The sequence below is a fragment of the Streptomyces marispadix genome (assembly GCF_022524345.1).
In the GTDB taxonomy this organism is placed as follows: Bacteria; Actinomycetota; Actinomycetes; order Streptomycetales; family Streptomycetaceae; genus Streptomyces; species Streptomyces marispadix.
The window spans coordinates 2,675,599-2,691,812 of record NZ_JAKWJU010000002.1 but is presented as its reverse complement, the minus strand read 5'-3'; the positions used below and the strand labels follow the sequence as shown (position 1 = coordinate 2,691,812).

Below are 16,214 nucleotides of genomic sequence, written 5' to 3'. Positions count from 1 at the left end.
CAGGGTCTCGTCGAATGGGCCGGGCGCGGGCCCGGGTCGTCACCGGGCGTCAGGCCGCGATCACGTTAGAGGTCTGGACCACTCTGCTGTCAAGGGCGCAATCAGTACAGGGAGGGACGGTTGTCGGTCCCATGCGTCAGAATTGAAGGCAGGGCCACGGCCGGCACGACTGACGAGGGGCACGCGCATGTCCGGACTGATCGACACCACGGAGATGTATCTCCGCACCATTCTGGAGCTGGAGGAGGAAGGCGTCGTCCCCATGCGTGCCCGTATCGCCGAACGCCTCGACCAGAGCGGGCCGACGGTGAGCCAGACCGTCGCACGCATGGAGCGGGACGGCCTGGTGAAGGTCGCAGGGGACCGTCATCTGGAGCTGACCGACGAGGGCCGCAGGCTCGCCACGCGCGTGATGCGCAAGCACAGGCTGGCCGAATGCCTGCTGGTGGACGTGATCGGCCTGGAGTGGGAGCAGGTGCATGCGGAGGCGTGCCGCTGGGAGCATGTGATGAGCGAGGCGGTGGAGCGCCGCGTGCTCGAACTCCTGCGCCACCCCACGGAGTCGCCGTACGGGAACCCGATTCCCGGTCTGGAGGAGCTGGGCGAGCAGGCTGAGGCCGAGTCCTTCCTCGACGACGGGATGGTCAGCCTGACCGATCTGAAGGCGGGCGGCGACGCGAAGACGGTCGTCGTGCGCCGCATCGGCGAACCGATCCAGATGGACTCGCAGTTGATGTACACGCTGCGTCGCGCGGGTGTGCAGCCGGGCGCGGTGGTGAGTGTCAACGCCGGTGCGACCGGCGGCGTGCAGATCGGCAGCAGCGGCGAGGCGGCCGAACTGGACTCGGACATCGCTGCCCATGTCTTCGTGGCCCGCCGCTGACCGGTGCCTCCGCCCCGGGTCGATCCGGCTCCGGTCGATCCGGCTCGGGTCGATCCGGCTCGGGTCGATCTGACATCGGCCGGTCCGCATGCCCTTCCCGCTGGGTCCGCGAACAGGACGGACGGCCGTCCTCAGGACGTGTCCTTCCGGACGGGCCCTTCCGAAGTACGGCCCTTCCGAAGTACGGCCCGGGGGGCGGCCGTTGACCCGGAATCACACGTGCCCGCGCCGTCGCGGCGTGACAGCCGAGGCGCGCGCCGGGCGCTCGTCGGTGCGTGAATCCGCCCGCAGCGTGAGCGACCCGGCGCACGCGGGCGGAAAAACTTTCCGCCGGAGCCCTGACGCGCTGTCAGCAGGTCAGCCTCATCTGCGACGGGCAAGTGCGGCCGGACTGAAAGCGGAACATCTTCCCAAAGGGCCCTGCGGGTACGAAAGTTACGGTAGACCGAGTGCCCGGGGACACGGCGTGCCACGCTGATGCCACGCCTAGGTACGGGTGGAGGGGAGCCGTCGATGGATCGCGCAGTACGCGCAGCAGGCGCTGTGCTGGCCGAGCGGGTCGGCGGTGCGGGAGAACTGCGGACGGCACACGGGCCGGTGCCGCCCGGGAGAGCCGAACGGCGCTGCGGCGACGCCCACTTGAGACCCGGGCCTCGAACGGCGCCCGCCGGTGCGGGACTTGCTGCCGTAGGGCTCGGCCTCTGCGTGCGGCGGGGCCGCCCGTTACGCCGGGACCCTTCCGTACGGCATGACAAGGGCCCCCGGCATGACAAGGGCCCCGGCGCCTTGGGCTGCCGGGGCCCCGCCTCCCCTTTTCCCCCTGGGGCGACCCAGAGCCCCGAGCTCTCGGGGTCAGCCCTCCTCCCGGTAGCTGTCTTTCCACGACCCCGTCGGTCAACCCTTGAGAACAGTCACTCGAAAGTAGGGGTTTCCGCTGGACTGCGGCGCGTTCGAATAGAAGTTCGATAGCGTGGAGGAGCGTTCAGAAGGAATGGGGGTGTCGGAGCGTATGGTGCGACGGCTCGACGTGACCGGTTCGGACGGAGTCCGGCTCGCGGCATGGGAGTTCTCCGATCTGCCCAAGTGCCGCCCGGAAGCGGAGGCCGGCGACGGCGCCCCGGAGAGCAGGCCCCCGACGTGTTCGAAGGGGTGCTGCTGCTGCACGGGCTGATGGGGCGCGCGTCCCACTGGGCCGACACCGCCCGCTGGCTGTCGGGCCGTTATCGAGCGGTGGGCCTCGACCAGCGCGGCCACGGGCGCAGCGCGAAGCCCGCCGCGGACGACGGCCAAGACCCTTACGCACGCGAGAAGTTCGTCGCCGACGCGGAAGCGGCCATCGAGACGCTGGGGCTGGCCCCCGTGGCGCTCGTGGGGCACTCCATGGGCGCCCTGACGGCCTGGCAGCTCGCCGCGAAGCGGCCCGACCTCGTACATGCGCTGATCATCTGCGACATGAAGGCGTCGGCGCTGGGGGAGCAGTCGCAGCGCGAGTGGGAGGAGTGGTTCAAGTCGTGGCCCGTGCCCTTCGCGACGCTCGCCGACGTACGCAGATGGTTCGGCGAGGAGGACCCAGCGCTGGAGCGGCCGACTCCGTCGAGGGGCGACTTCTTCGCCGAGGTGATGACGGAGCGGGACGACGGCTGGTGGCCGGTCTTCTCCCGGCGGCAGATGCTCGCCGTGCGTGAGGCGTGGGTGCACGACGCCCACTGGGACGAACTGGCGCGCGTGGTCTGCCCGACGCTCGTCGTACGGGGCATCGACGGCGAACTGGGCCGGGCCGAGGCGCAGGAGATGGTGCGGGTGCTGCCGCGCGGCATCTACGCGGAGGTGCCGGAAGCGGGTCATCTCATGCATCTCGACCAGCCGTCGGACTGGCGCCGCGTGGTCGAACCGTTCCTTCAGGCGGTGCTGCCGGCGGACGGCTGAGGCACGCTGAGGCACCGGCGCTCAAGTCCCTTACGTAGCAAGTCACTTGCCACGCGCCCGGGTGCGCGCCGGACAGGTGTGGTGGTCGGCCCCGGAGGGGTCCCGGTGGCCGGTAGGGACCATCCGTCCGTCGCCCGGCGTCCGAGGGCGCACGGGGGCACAGCAGGGGCGCACACGCAACAGGCCGGGCGTGACGGGTACTTGGACACTGCGGTGCGTGGCGCGCTGAGCGGTGTGCCGACGCGGACACGGGCATATGTCCTGGGCAGTGGTCATCCGATGTCGACCTGAGGGGGATCCATGGCCGCCCGGCCTCTGGTCGCCCGGCAGCCCAACGAGAAGCTGCAAGGGCTCCTCCAGGAAGCCGAATGCTCCAACGCCGGTCTCGCACGGCGCGTGAACCTCTGTGGCCTGGAGTACGGGCTCGACCTGCGCTACGACAAGACGTCCGTCGCCCGGTGGCTGCGCGGACAGCAGCCGCGCGGGCGCGCACCAGCGCTGATCTCCGAGGCCCTCGGGCGCGAGCTGGGGCGTGCGGTCACGCTGGACGAGATCGGCATGGCCGACGTGCGTGGTCAATCCACTGGTGTGGGGCTGCACTTCGCGCCCACGGCCGCCGGAGCGGTCGAGCAGGCATGTGAGCTGTGGCGCAGCGACGTCGGCAGGCGCGGCGCCTTCGAGGGTGCCGCCGTCGCCTCGTCCGTGCTCGTCGAACCGAGCCGCGACTGGCTGATCACCCCGCCCGACGGGCAGGTCGCACGCAGCACGGGGGCGCGCGTCGGCATGCCGGACGTGACGGCCGTGCAGGCGACCACCGACTCGCTGTCCCAGCTCGACCACCGCTTCGGCGGCGGGCATGTCCGTCCCGTCGTCGTGCACTGCCTCAACTCCGTGGTCGCCGGGCTGCTCACGGGCTCCTACCGGGAGGCGGTGGGGCGTTCGCTGTTCGCCGCCGCCGCACGGCTCACCGAACTCGCGGGCTACATGGCGGTGGACACCGGGCTGCCCGGCCTGGCACAGCGCCACTACATCCAGGCGCTGCGGCTGGCGCAGGCGGCGGGAGACCGTGCGTACGGCGGTTACGTGCTGGCGGCGAGCATGAGCCATCTGACGGCGTCCCTCGGAAACGCGCACGAGGCGGCCCAGTTGGCCCGTGCCGCGCAGGAGGGCGCACGGGGGCAGGCGACTCCGCGTACCGAGGCGATGTTCTGCGCCGCCGAGGCGCGGGGGCATGCGCTGATGGGCGATGTACGGGCCTGTCATGAGGCGGCGGGCAGGGCGCGCAGGGCGATGGAGCGTGCCGCGGCGGCGGACCCGGGCGACGATCCGGTGTGGATCGCCCACTTCGACGAGGCGTATCTGGCGGACGAGTTGGCGCACTGCCACCGGGATCTGCGGCGTCCGCGCGAGGCGGCCGAGCAGGCTGCCGAATCGCTGCGGGGCCACCCGGAGAGCAGGGTGCGGCGGCGGGCCATCGGCATGTTCCTGCTGGCGTCCGCACAACTCGAGAAACGTGAGCTTGAACACGCATGCGATACCGGTGCAAAAGCCGTGGAACTGCTCACAACTCTCCGTTCGGGGCGCGGAGTCGAGTACCTGGAGGACTTCCGGCGGCGACTTGCGCCTTTTGTGAAGGAGCCGGTCGTGCGCGAATTCACGGCGCGAGCGGAGGCGTCGGCCGCCCCGTAAGTGCCGGTATGCGCCGGTCTGTTCCAGATCCAGGTGAAGGCTTGGTGTCGCCGCCTCAGGTGCGTGGTCGCTCATCCGGGGCACCCGGTAGCGTGACCCGACGGTTCTGACAGTCGGTTGATCGATCGAGGAGTCCCGGTGACAGCGCACAGCGGACGTGGACAGGGCGACCCGCCCCTCTACGAGGGTGTCGTGCTGCCGGCGAACGGCGACCCGTGGACTCCCGAGCAGCAGCGCCAGGTCGCTCAGACGCACGGGCAGCCGCCCGCCGGGCAGCCCTGGGGTGAGCCCTGGGGTCCCGAGTCGCAGGCCGCGGTGGCCTCCGGGAGCGGAGCCGGGGCGCCTTCGCTGCCCTCGGCGGCGCAGACGCCGCTGCCTCCGCCTCCGCCGGAGCAGCCGCCGACCGTACCGGCCCAGTACTCGCCGCAGAGTTCGCCTCAGCACTCGCCCCAGAATCCCCCTGGGCACTCGCCCCAGCAGCCGCTTTCCGGGTTCGGCGCGGAGACGGCGGAAGCCCCGGGCGGCAGACACGGCGGCGGCTCCGCGCCGCCGTCCGTCTCCCCCTCCTCCGGGGTGCTTCCCTCCGCGGACCTTCCTCCCGCGGACCTTCCGCTTCCGCCCGTGCAGCCGCCCGCGTCCGGTGGCGCCGGGCCGTCTGCGGTGCAGCCCCCGCAGGGCGCCCAGTCGTTCTACGCGGGTGCACAGCCGACGCGGGACCAACAGCCGCCCGGTGCACAGCAGTTCGGCCAGGCCGCCGCGGGGCCGATGCCCGCGCCCGGCTCGGCGTCGACAACGGACGCCACGCAGTACATTCCGCCGGTCCCCGGTGCGCCGCCCGGCCCGGAGCAGTTCCCGGCGGGCCATGCGCCGCCCGTGGCGTCCGCGCCCGCAGCGGACGCCGACGCCACGCAGATGCTGCCTCCGCAGACCGGCCAGGCGCCGGTGCGCGATCCCGAGTCGACGGCTCAGCTCCGTACGCCGCTGCCGCCCGAGGCGTCGCCAGGCGGCCAGGGCGGTCAGGCACAGCAGTCCGGGCAGCAGCCGCGGCCCCCTGCCGGTTTCGAGAGCCTGTTCCGCTCGGAGCCGGGCTCGGGCCAGGGCGCGGCCGACGGCTCCTCCGGCGAGCCCGGTTCCACGCAGAGCCTGCCGATCTTCGACCGTGCGGTGGCCCGTCAGCGCAGCGGCGGGGTGGGCGGTCTCGGCAAGTCCGGCGGCCCCGCGGTCCCCGGCCCCAACGCGCCCGGCGCGTCCGGCGCCCCCGGTGCGTACGGCCAGGGCCAGCCGCCCGCCGACCTGCCGCAGGGCCGCGCCGCTCGCCGCAACGCCGAGCGCAGCACGCTCTCCCGTATGTCGCCCGGAATCCTGGTCGCCGTGGCCGTAGTGGTCGTAGCCGGTGTGGGCATGGTGGCGGGCGCCGCGATGAGCGGCGACGAGGAGAAGGGCGCGAAGCCCAAGAACGAGTCCTCCGCGGCGCCCGCGGGTGAGAAGTCCGCGGGGGCCGACCCCGTGGAGGCGCAGGCGAAGGAGCTGGACAAGCTCCTCGACGACAGCAACAACAGCCGCGCCACGGTGATCCGTTCCGTGGAGAACATCAAGTCCTGCAAGAAGCTGGGCCCTTCGGCACGCGATCTGCGTGCCGCCGCAGGGCAGCGCAACAGCCTCGTCGCCCGCCTCGGCCAGTTGAAGACGGACAAGATTCCCGGCCAGGCCGAGCTGAAGTCGGCGCTGACCCGCGGCTGGAAGGCGTCCGCGTCCGCCGACAACCACTACGCGGCCTGGGCCGACCAGACCGCCGGCAAGAAGGGCTGCCGAAAGGGCAAGGCGCGTCCGACCGCCCACGTCGGCCTGGGCGCACGCGCCAGCGGCGAGGCGACGGCCGCGAAGAAGCAGGCGGCCGGGCTGTGGAACCCGACGGCGAAGAAGTACGGGCTGAAGCAGCGGCAGGTCGGCCAGCTCTGACCTCGGCGGATGAGGGGCCTCCGCCTCCGGCTGCCCCGCGTCCGCCCCCGTACCGGCCCGCGGACGAAGCCCTTCGGAGATGAACGTATGGTCGTGAACCATGCAGCAAGCTTCCGAGCAGAAGGCTTCCGGACGGCGGGCCCCCGCAGAGCCGAATCCGGCGAGGGCTTCCCGTCGCACCCCCCGGTCCACCACCATGGGTGCCATGCCCGTCCATGACATGCCTTGGTGGCGCTGGCGCAGCAACGTGCGCTCGGCGCTGCACATGCTCTCCGATCCCGCCTTCCAGCAGGAGTGCTGGGCGACGGGCCGCCCCGGCTACGGCGACGTGACCGACGCGGTCTACCGCCTGGTCGAGGACACATGGCTGGACAACTGGTCCGCCGAGAAGTACGTGGGCACGATCTTCCGCGACTCGCAGGAGGCCGCCCTCGTCGACACCGCGGTGCTGCGGGTGCTGCGCATCATGCACCAGGTCGGCGCCGACGCGCCGGTCGCCTCGTACATGGAGCACCACGGCTGGTCCGAGGCGGTACGGGCCGCGCGTGACGCACATGTACGGCTCGCGACCAACGACGGCGAGGACCCGGACGAGCCGCCGCGTTCGCTCGACGTGCTGGCGATCATGCTGCACTCCGTCTGAGCACGGCCGGAAGGTCTGAGCACGGTCGGGACCGGTCCGCGGCCTGTGCAAGGCTTACCCCATGAGCAAGCCGCACGACGATGCCGTCAGCACCCAGCACAGCCCGGCCGCCCGGGGAGACGTACGGGACGGGAAGCGCGAGGAGTACGTACTGACGCTGTCCTGCCCGGACAAGCAGGGCATCGTGCACGCCGTGTCGAGCTATCTCTTCATGACCGGCTGCAACATCGAGGACAGCCAGCAGTTCGGCGACCGCGACACCGGACTGTTCTTCATGCGCGTCCACTTCTCCGCGGACCCCGGTGTGACGGTGGACAAGCTGCGCGCGAGCTTCTCGGCGGTCGGCGACTCCTTCCACATGGACTGGCAGGTGCATCCCGCCGGTGAGCGCATGCGCGTCGTCCTCATGGTCAGCCGCTTCGGCCACTGCCTCAACGACCTGCTGTTCCGCTCCGGCAGCGGCGCACTCCCGGTCGATATCGCTGCCGTCGTCTCCAACCACACCGACTTCGAGGGGCTGGCAGCTTCGTACGGCGTGCCCTTCCACCACATCCCCGTCACCAAGGGCAGCGAGGAGAGCAAGCAGGAGGCGGAGGCCAGGCTGCTGCGCCTGATCGAGGAGGAGAACGTCGAACTCGTCGTGCTGGCCCGCTATATGCAGGTCCTCTCCGACAACCTCTGCAAGCAGCTCTCCGGCCGGATCATCAACATCCACCACTCCTTCCTGCCGAGCTTCAAGGGCGCACGGCCCTACCACCAGGCGCACGCACGCGGCGTCAAGCTGATCGGCGCGACCGCGCACTATGTGACGGCGGAACTCGACGAGGGCCCGATCATCGAGCAGGAGGTCGAGCGCGTGGGGCACGAGGCGACGCCGCAGCAACTCGTGGCGGTCGGCCGGGACGTCGAGTGCCAGGCGCTCGCGCGTGCGGTCAAGTGGCACAGCGAGCACCGGGTGCTGCTCAACGGGCACCGAACCGTCGTCTTCGCCTGACGACACCTGCGGACGGCCGACTTCCGGCGGGCTCGGCGGCGGCTTCGACTGCCCGGCGGAGCGGGCGAGTTCGGCCGTCACGCTCGGTCGCCGTCACCTCCGCTAGCCGTCATCTTCGGTTTCCGTTACGTCCGGGGCCGCGTCACCGGGGCTGCTTCCGGGTCACATCCGGGAGAGCGAGGCCGCCGCGAACAGCACGTCCCGCACCGCCTCACGGTCCCCGTCCTGCCCCGCCGCGGCCTCCAGCGGCTGCACGTGACCGGCGACGAGCTGGCAGAACTCGTAGCGGTCCAGGGCCACATGGGCCACGGTGTCCTCCGGGCGCACGGCCGCAGCGGGGGAGTCCAGCGGGATGTACCAGTCGCCTCCGCCGTCCCCCTCCACCTCCAGGTGGAGCGCACGCCCCGGTGCGCCCGCGGTGGTCAGCCGGTGCGGCGCTCCGGACAGGCCCGTACGGCGGCGCCAGGCGATCGTGCCGGGCAGCAGCCGTGCGGCCAGGTCGACCATGTGATGCATGTGCTCGCCCTGCGGCGCGGTGTACGGATAGTCGATGGCATCCGCGATGTCCTCGGCGTGCATCCAGCACTCGAAGGCGCGGTCGAGCATCGCGTCGCGCACGGGGAGCGCGAAGTCGCCGTAGTCCACGTCGAGTGCGGCGACGCCGCTGCCCGCGAAGGAGACCGTACGGACCATGGCGCGGCCCTGCTCCCGCCATGGCTCACGGGCTGCCGGAGTACGCAGCGCGTCGCGCTCGGAACGCCAGTACTGCTCGGTGCGGGCGGCCGGGGCATGAGGCACATGCCGTGCACCAGGCGCGGTCGGCTCATGCGGTCCGTGCGGCGCGTGGCGGGCGCCGGGTCTTGCGGCTGAGGTGCCGGGCGCGGCGACGGGCCCCTTCAAGTCCCCGTCGGCGGGCGGCTGTCCGGCACTCCCGGCCTGTGCGATGGACCTCGCCGCGTCGGCGTCCCGGGCGTCCAGCGGGTCGGGCAGACCCAGCGCGGTGGCGACGACGCCGTCGGCGGCCAGCAGATGTGCGATGACCCCTCCGACCGTGGTCTCCCGCTCCGCCTGCCGCGATCCGTCGAACCAGCGCAGCATGACGGGCGCGAGCCATTCGGCGTCCGCCATGTCCCGCAGCAGGGCGTCGAGTCGGGCGGTCTCCGCGTCGTAGGGGGAGGCCCAGTCGGGGACGGGGATGCGCGGTGCACGCCGCACCATGCAGCCCCTCAGCACCTGCGAACGGAGCATGGGGTCCAGGTCGAGGCTGTCCTCGGGGTGCAGCAGCCCTACGGCGTCCCGCAGCCGCAGCGCCTCCTCGGCGCATGTGCCGCAGTCGCTCAGATGCCCCTCTACGGCGGCCGTCTCCTCCGGGGAGCAGGCGGAGAGCGCCCAGGCGCCGAGCAGGGACTTCAGCACGCGATGGTCGAACTGCTCCCCGTCATGCTCCACGGCGGACGGCTGACCGGCCGGCTGCTGTTCGGTCGACTCCCGTCCGGCGGGTGGCTGCCTGGTCAACTCCCGTTCAGCGGTGGGCTGTTCGGGGGACTCTCTTGCGGGCTGCTCGCCGGGGCGCGTCTCCTTGCCGCCCGTGGCGTCGGTGTCGCCCTTGCCGTCCGTGTCTGTCTTGTCGTCCGGGCTGCCCGTGCCGTTCGCGACGTGTGCCGCCGGTATGCGCTCGCCGTCCCGGTCGTCGGCGGCGCGCGGGCCGTCGCCCTGACCGCCGCCGCTCGTGTCCCGGTCGTGCACACCCCGGCCGTCGCTTCTCGGTCCCCGACCGCCGTCCCCCGTATCGCCGTTGCCGCCTGTGAAGCGTCCGCGCGACCCCGTCACCGCGTACGTCCGTGAGCGCTCGGCTGCGTGGGCTCCGGGCGGCTCACCGCCGATGACAGCAACTGGAGCCCCAGCCGCAGCCGTCGTCGTGCCTCGTCCTCGGTGACGCCCAACTGCCGTGCCGTCTGGCGGTAGTCGCGGCGCTGGAAGTACGTCAGCTCCAGCGCGGCACGCAGCGACGACGGCATGGACGTGACGATGTAGTCGGCGCGTGCGGCCGTCGAGGCGGCCCGTACCTTCTCCTCGATCGCTTCCAACTGCTCCCGCCGCTCAGGGGATTCGGCCGGTCTTCCGGAGTCCGGCGAGCCGGCGGTCTCCGTGGATTCCGCAGAGCCCGCAGTCTCCGGTGCCCCGGTGGAACGCACACCCTCCGCGCGGTGCCTTCTGCGTAAACGCCCGGTGGCGATTTCCTGCGTGACCTCCGCGATCCAGGAGCGCATCGGACCGCTCTTCGGGTCGTACGCATCGGGGTTTTCCCAGATATGGCCGAAGACGTCACGAGTGGCATGGTCGGCCGCGGTCTCGTCGTCGAGCACACGGTGGGCAAGACTGTGCACGAGCGAAGCGAAACGGTCGTACAACTCGCCCAGGGCGGCGGCCTCACCCCGTGCGAGACGCTGCTGCATCTTCCGGTCCCAGCGCGGTGGTGTGTCGTTCGCCATCGTGACTCCCAGCCCAGTCCGTGCCGCTCGTGGCCCCCGCAGGTCGCGGTCCGACGGCGCTGTCCTCACGCTTCCGTCGAGATCCCCGTCCGCGACCCGGCACGTCGAATGTAGTGCGAGGGGCTGACAACGCACGCCTCTTTGCGGCAATGTGCCTCCAGTGCTGATCGCTGATGGTGTCGATCTCGTCACGTTGCGATATTGCTCAGGCTGTGCCGAGCCGCGATCACACCTGAAATTGCCCGGGAGTTATGCGGGTATGACTGCGACCATTGCGGGGGAGGAGCGGCCTGCGTGCGCATAGGCTCTGGTGACTGGCTCGTTTTGACCGTTGGGGGCCGGGCAGCCGCACTAGGAAGGACTCATTCCGTTAAGCGCAGGACCCAGGCAGGTGTAGTCGAGCGAAGGGGATGCGAGGACGTGTCGTTGAAGGTGTCGGAGGAGGAACGAGGGGAGTGGGCCGTTCTCCGGGTCTCCGGAGAGATGGATCTGGTCACCTCGCCTGCCGTGCGGCAGCACGTACACGACGCGGTCGCCGAAGGGCGGCGGAGTCTGGTCCTCGATCTCTCGGAGGTGCTCTTCTGTGACTCCAGCGGTGTCGGCGTCCTGATCGCGTCGAGACGGCTGATGCGTTCCTGCGCAGGGCAGTTGAGACTCATCCTGCCCGCTCAGGGCGCCGAGGACGGCTCCCATGTGAACCGTGTGCTGGCGGCACTCGGCGTGCGCCGCCTCTTCGACTGCTATCCGGACCTTCCCAGCGCCACCCGGCAGGCCGCGGCGGGTCCGCTCTCGGCCTGACGCAAGGCGCTTCCGCCGCCCGGCGCTTGGCCGCCCGGCATGTGTCCGCCCGGCAATCGGCGTCCGGTGTTCGGCCTTCTCGTACTTGGCCGTGCCTGGCCGTACTCGGTCTCCGGCACGAGGCGCGTACGACCGCGCTACCTCCGTATGCTCCGCCTGCGCCGCCCCGCACTGCCCCTCGCGCCCGTGTCCGCGCCGCCGGGGCCGTCGTCAACCATGCGTCCCCGTTCGGGACTTGCTGCGAAACCACCGCACCCCCGCGCATTGTCGCGCAGTATGCAGCACCACTACTCCTTTGTGCCGGAATATGCCTGAAGCTCTTGTTGCCGGAACAGGACGTCAATCATGCTGTTCTCCCACGGGGTCACGATCCGTGACCCGTCGAGAGCATGAGGTGATGTGCTTGCCGATGCGGACGGCGGCAGCGGTGCGGGCGCTCCAGATGCGACTGGAGATCGGAGCGGACCCGGCGGAAGTGGGGCGCGCACGCAGGTGGGTCGGTGCGCGGCTCGCCGACTGCGGTATCGGCGACGACGGCGCGGCGGAGAAGATCGTGCTGCTGGTCTCGGAGCTGGTGACCAACGCCGTAGTGCACGCGGGCACTCCGTCCGTGCTGCGAGTGCTGCTGAACGGACTTCACGTCTCGGGGACCGTACGCGTGGAGGTCGCGGACCTGAGCACCCGCACCCCCCGGCAGCGGCACGCACACGACGACGAAACACACGGCCGCGGCCTGGAGTTGGTCGCGATGCTCGCGGACCGCTGGGGCTGGCAGTGCGAGGGCCTCGGCAAGCTCGTCTGGTGCGAGGTGGAACGTGCGCCGTGTCCGTCCTGCGCGAAGGACGGTTGCGACTCCCTCTCCGCGGCGGGCGGCGGGAACGGTGCGGTGCCGACGTAGTACGGACCCGGTACGGACCGCATGGTGGCCGTCCCGGCACGGCCGGCGTTCTCAGACGGGGGTTTGGGACGGCGGGCGTGCGTCGGTGACGCCCCCGGCCCGGCTCCCGGCGCGGCCCGCGCCGCCGCCGCCCCCCGCGCCCGCGCCCGCGCTCGCCGAACGGACGCGGAACGTACGCCGGTAGGAACTCGGCGAGACCCCCAGCGCCGCCTGGAAGTGCAGCCGCAGCGACGACGCCGAGCCGAAGCCCGCATCCCTCGCGACCTTCTCCACGGGCAGCCCGCCGCTTTCGAGCAACTGCCGTGCACGCTCGACGCGTTGACGCGTGAGCCACACCTGCGGGCTCATGCCGACCTCCTCGCGGAAGCGCCGCGTGAACGTCCGTACGCTCATGGCCTCCTGCTCGGCCAACTCCCGTAGCCCGATGGGCAGTTCCAGGTTGCGCAGCGCCCAGGCGCGTGCCGTGCCGGTGGTGTGCACGCCCGGCTGCGGCACGGGCCGCTCGATGAACTGGGCCTGGCCGCCGTCGCGATGGGGCGGTACGACGGTCCGGCGTGCCACGGAGTTGGCGACCGCAGCCCCGAAGTCCTCCCGGACCATGTGCAGGCACAGATCTATGCCGGAGGCCACGCCCGCCGAGGTCAGCACGTCGCCGTCGGCGACATAGAGCACGTCCGGATCGACGTCGACGTCCGGGTGCAGCCGCTGAAGACGCTCGCAGGAGGACCAGTGCGTCGTGGCGCGGCGTCCGCTGAGCAGGCCCGCCGCGGCCAGTACGAAGGCCCCTGTGCAGATCGAGGCGATGCGCGTGCCCGGACGGATGCGCGCCAGGGCGTCGGCGAGGGGAGGCTCCAGCCGGCCCTCCGCGTACGGCTCGTCCAGCTCGTGCGACGCCGGCACGATCACGGTGTCCGCCTCCGCCAGCGCCTCGGGGCCATGTGCGACGTCGACGGTGAAGTCCGCGTCCGTACGTACCGGCCCGGGGCGCACGGCGCAGGTGACCACCTCGTAGAGCGGCTTGTCGTGCTCGTCCCAGGAGCGGCCGAACACCCGGTGCGGGATGCCGAGTTCGATCGGCAGCAGCCCGTGCCGCACGAGCACGGCGACACGGTGGCGCCCGGGGTGGCGGAAGGCGCTGCCGTCGGTGCGCCGGGTCGTCGGTTGCGTCTCGGTGGTGGCGCTCATGGCCCGATCCTCGCACAACATGGCCTCCGGGCCACTCGTACGACCGCGGGGCCCGGCGGAGGCTGATCCCGTGAGCGATTCGCGGACCGAAGAGACGGACGAGGCGGGGAGCCCGGCGACCGTCCCCGCCGGCACGGGCACCGGCACCACCGGCACCGGCACCACCGGCACCACCGGCACCACCGGCATCGGCACCACCGGCACGGGCACCACCGGCAGCGGGGAGACAGGCACCGGACCGATCAGCACCCGCCGGACCGGCGGCTCCCCTCTCCCGGGTTCGCGCGTACCGCCTGCGCGCCTCCCGCGTGTGCACCGCGCCTGGTGGGTCGCGGCCGTGTCGTTCGTGGCGCTCGTCGGCGCCGCGGGCTTCCGGGCCGCCCCGAGCGTGTTCATCGATCCGCTGCACGCCGAGTTCGGCTGGTCGCACAGCACCATCTCCGCGGCCGTGTCCGTCAACGTCCTTCTCTACGGCCTCACTTCGCCCTTCTCCGCCGCCCTCATGGAGCGCTACGGCATCCGCCGGATCGTCTCCGCCGCGCTGCTGCTGATCGCCGCCGGCAGCGGGCTGACCGTCTTCATGGACGCCACCTGGCAGCTCGTCCTCTGCTGGGGCTTCCTCGTCGGCCTCGGCACCGGGTCGATGGCACTGGCCTTCGCCGCCACGGTCTCCGGCCGCTGGTTCATCGCCCGCCGGGGCCTGGTCAGCGGCATCCTCACCGCGGGCGGCGCCGCCGGTCAGCTCGTCTTCCTGCCGCTGGTGGCGCTGCTCGCCGAGGGTCCGGGGTGGCGTACCGCCTCGCTCGTCGTGGCCTGCGCCGCCCTCGCCGTGGTGCCGCTGGTGCTGCTCGTGCTGCGCGACCGCCCCGAGGACGCCGGTCTCCTGCCCTACGGGGCGGGCCCGGACTATGTGACTCCGCCGCCCGCGCCGCCGGGTGCCGCGCGGCGAGCGCTGCGTTCCCTGCGCGACGCGGCCCGTACGAGGGTGTTCTGGCTGCTCGCCGGGACGTTCGCGGTGTGCGGTGCGTCCACCAACGGCCTGGTCGGCGTGCACTTCGTACCGGCCGCGCACGACCACGGCATGCCGGTGCCCGCCGCCGCTTCGCTGCTCGCCGTGATCGGCGTCTTCGACCTGGTGGGCACCGTCGCGTCCGGCTGGTTCACCGACCGCTTCGACGCTCGCAGGCTGCTGGCCGTCTACTACGCGCTGCGCGGGCTGTCGCTGCTCTTCCTGCCGATGCTCTTCGCGCAGAGCGTGCGCCCGTCGATGCTGTTCTTCATCGTCTTCTACGGCCTCGACTGGGTCGCCACCGTCCCGCCCACGATCGCCCTCTGCCGCCGCCACTTCGGCGACGACGGCCCGATCGTCTTCGGCTGGGTCCTCGCCTCGCACCAGGTGGGCGCCTCCGTCGTCGCGTATCTGACGGGCCTGGTGCGCGACACCTTCGGCAGCTACGACGTGGCGTGGACGGCCTCGGGCGCCCTGTGCGGCACGGCCGCGCTGATGGCGCTGGTGATACGGGCACGTCCGACTGGCGGGGAAGTCGTGAACGCCGGTGCGGCCGGGGGCGCCGGTGCCGAGGGCGAAACCGTCAAGGGCGCCTAGCCGCAGGGCAGTTCGGACGGCCATACCGCCCGCTCGCCCGCCGAGGGCCCGGCCCAGGTCCCGGTCCCGGTCACCCTCCCGCTCCGGCGGGCCCTCTCCGTCTCAGTCGCCCCGTCCACGGAACGCCGTGCGGTAGGCGCGCGGCGAGACGCCGAGCGCCGCCTGCATGTGCTGCCGTAGCGACGCACCCGTGCCGAACCCGCAGCGTGCCGCGACCGAGTCGACCGGCATGTCCGTCTCCTCCAGCAACTCCCGTGCACGCTCGACGCGTTGACGTGCCAGCCACTGTCCGGGCGTCATCCCGGCCTCCTCGCGGAAGCGCCGCGTGAACGTCCTTACGCTCATGGCTTCCTGCTCCGCCATCTCCCGCAGCGACAGCGGCCGGTCCAGACGGCTCAGCGCCCAGGCGCGTGCGGCCCCCGTGGAGGAGCGCACGGAGGGCTCCGCGACCGGCCGGGGCACGAACTGCGCCTGGCCGCCCTCCCGATGGGGCGGCACGACGGTCGTACGGGCCACGTCGCCCGCGACGGCGGCGCCGTGGTCGCGGCGGATCATGTGCAGGCACAGGTCGATTCCGGCGGCCTCGCCCGCCGAGGTCAGTACCTCGCCCTCGTCGGTGTAGAGGACGTCCGGATCGAGGTCGACGCGGGGGAAGAGCCGCCGGAAGGACTCGGCGGACTTCCAGTGCGTCGTGGCCCGCATCCCGTCCAGCCAGCCCGCGGCGGCCAGTACGAAGGCTCCCGTGCAGACCGAGGCGATACGTGTGCCGGGGCGCCGGATCATGCCCAGCGCGCGGGCGAGGGGCGCATCGAGGCGCCCGGTGGTCTCCGGCGCGTCCTCCTCGTGGGTCGCCGGGACGATCACGGTGTCCGCCTCCGCCAGCGCCTCGGGGCCGTAGGCGACGTCGACGGTGAAGTCGGCGTTCGTACGGAGCGGGCCGGGCACGACCGCGCACGTGACGACCTCGTAGAGCGGGCCGCCGCCTGCCTCCCGGTCCCCGGCCGCACCGAAGAGCTGGTGTACGAGGCCGAGTTCGAGCGGCATCACACCGGGGCGCACCAGCACGGCGACGCGATGACGTCCGTCGTCCCGGAACGGGCCGGAGCGGGCTGCGGAGGGGGCCGCCGAGCGGGCGGCGGCG

Annotated in this window: 12 protein-coding genes and 1 pseudogene; 9 read left to right on the top strand and 4 right to left on the bottom strand. The window is 72.0% G+C overall.

Annotated elements, in window-relative coordinates; translation table 11 throughout:
* Nucleotides 1–187 precede the first annotated feature (187 nt).
* From MMA15_RS11125 to purU, 6 genes and pseudogenes are all read left to right on the top strand, one after another.
* Nucleotides 188–883, top strand: a complete 696-nt coding sequence (locus tag MMA15_RS11125) for an iron-dependent transcriptional repressor DtxR (protein ID WP_241058945.1) — start codon at nt 188–190, stop codon at nt 881–883.
* A gap of 1,009 nt (nt 884–1,892) precedes the next feature.
* Nucleotides 1,893–2,809, top strand: a pseudogene (locus MMA15_RS11120) (alpha/beta fold hydrolase).
* A 300-nt stretch (nt 2,810–3,109) separates the two neighbouring features.
* A complete protein-coding gene (locus MMA15_RS11115) occupies nt 3,110–4,498 on the top strand; it encodes an NsdA family TPR-like regulatory protein (protein WP_241058944.1) in 1,389 nt (462 codons plus the stop codon).
* A 138-nt stretch (nt 4,499–4,636) separates the two neighbouring features.
* The gene (locus tag MMA15_RS11110; RefSeq protein WP_241058943.1) at nt 4,637–6,457 is read left to right on the top strand and encodes a hypothetical protein; all 1,821 of its coding nucleotides are present in this window, start codon (nt 4,637–4,639) and stop codon (nt 6,455–6,457) included.
* 196 nt (nt 6,458–6,653) lie between these two features.
* On the top strand, nt 6,654–7,100 hold the full coding sequence (locus tag MMA15_RS11105; RefSeq protein ID WP_241058942.1) for an SCO4402 family protein: 447 nt from the start codon (nt 6,654–6,656) through the stop codon (nt 7,098–7,100).
* 61 nt (nt 7,101–7,161) lie between these two features.
* Nucleotides 7,162–8,094: a formyltetrahydrofolate deformylase gene (purU, locus tag MMA15_RS11100; RefSeq protein ID WP_241058941.1), complete on the top strand. Its 933-nt coding sequence runs from the start codon at nt 7,162–7,164 to the stop codon at nt 8,092–8,094.
* A 162-nt stretch (nt 8,095–8,256) separates the two neighbouring features.
* Here purU and MMA15_RS11095 read toward each other — a convergent pair whose 3' ends face one another.
* Nucleotides 8,257–9,840: a zf-HC2 domain-containing protein gene (locus MMA15_RS11095; protein WP_372498225.1), complete on the bottom strand. Its 1,584-nt coding sequence runs from the start codon at nt 9,838–9,840 to the stop codon at nt 8,257–8,259.
* 80 nt (nt 9,841–9,920) lie between these two features.
* On the bottom strand, nt 9,921–10,586 hold the full coding sequence (locus MMA15_RS11090) for a sigma-70 family RNA polymerase sigma factor (protein ID WP_241058940.1): 666 nt from the start codon (nt 10,584–10,586) through the stop codon (nt 9,921–9,923).
* Between the two features lie 420 nt (nt 10,587–11,006).
* On the opposite strand from MMA15_RS11090, the gene MMA15_RS11085 reads away from it, so the two are divergent.
* Nucleotides 11,007–11,384, top strand: coding sequence for an STAS domain-containing protein (locus tag MMA15_RS11085; RefSeq protein ID WP_241058939.1), 378 nt, complete (start codon nt 11,007–11,009; stop codon nt 11,382–11,384).
* A 409-nt stretch (nt 11,385–11,793) separates the two neighbouring features.
* A complete protein-coding gene (locus MMA15_RS11080) occupies nt 11,794–12,282 on the top strand; it encodes an ATP-binding protein (RefSeq protein ID WP_277400978.1) in 489 nt (162 codons plus the stop codon).
* Nucleotides 12,283–12,333: 51 nt separating this feature from the next.
* On the opposite strand, the gene MMA15_RS11075 is transcribed toward MMA15_RS11080, so the two are convergent.
* Nucleotides 12,334–13,467 (bottom strand): GlxA family transcriptional regulator, encoded by a 1,134-nt coding sequence (locus tag MMA15_RS11075; protein WP_241058938.1) that lies wholly within the window; start codon nt 13,465–13,467, stop codon nt 12,334–12,336.
* Between the two features lie 241 nt (nt 13,468–13,708).
* On the opposite strand from MMA15_RS11075, the gene MMA15_RS11070 reads away from it, so the two are divergent.
* On the top strand, nt 13,709–15,073 hold the full coding sequence (locus tag MMA15_RS11070; RefSeq protein WP_372498335.1) for an MFS transporter: 1,365 nt from the start codon (nt 13,709–13,711) through the stop codon (nt 15,071–15,073).
* A gap of 102 nt (nt 15,074–15,175) precedes the next feature.
* Here the strand turns inward: MMA15_RS11070 and MMA15_RS11065 are convergent, their stop codons facing one another.
* Nucleotides 15,176–16,117, bottom strand: coding sequence for a GlxA family transcriptional regulator (locus tag MMA15_RS11065; protein WP_241063136.1), 942 nt, complete (start codon nt 16,115–16,117; stop codon nt 15,176–15,178).
* Between the last annotated feature and the right edge of the window lie 97 nt (nt 16,118–16,214).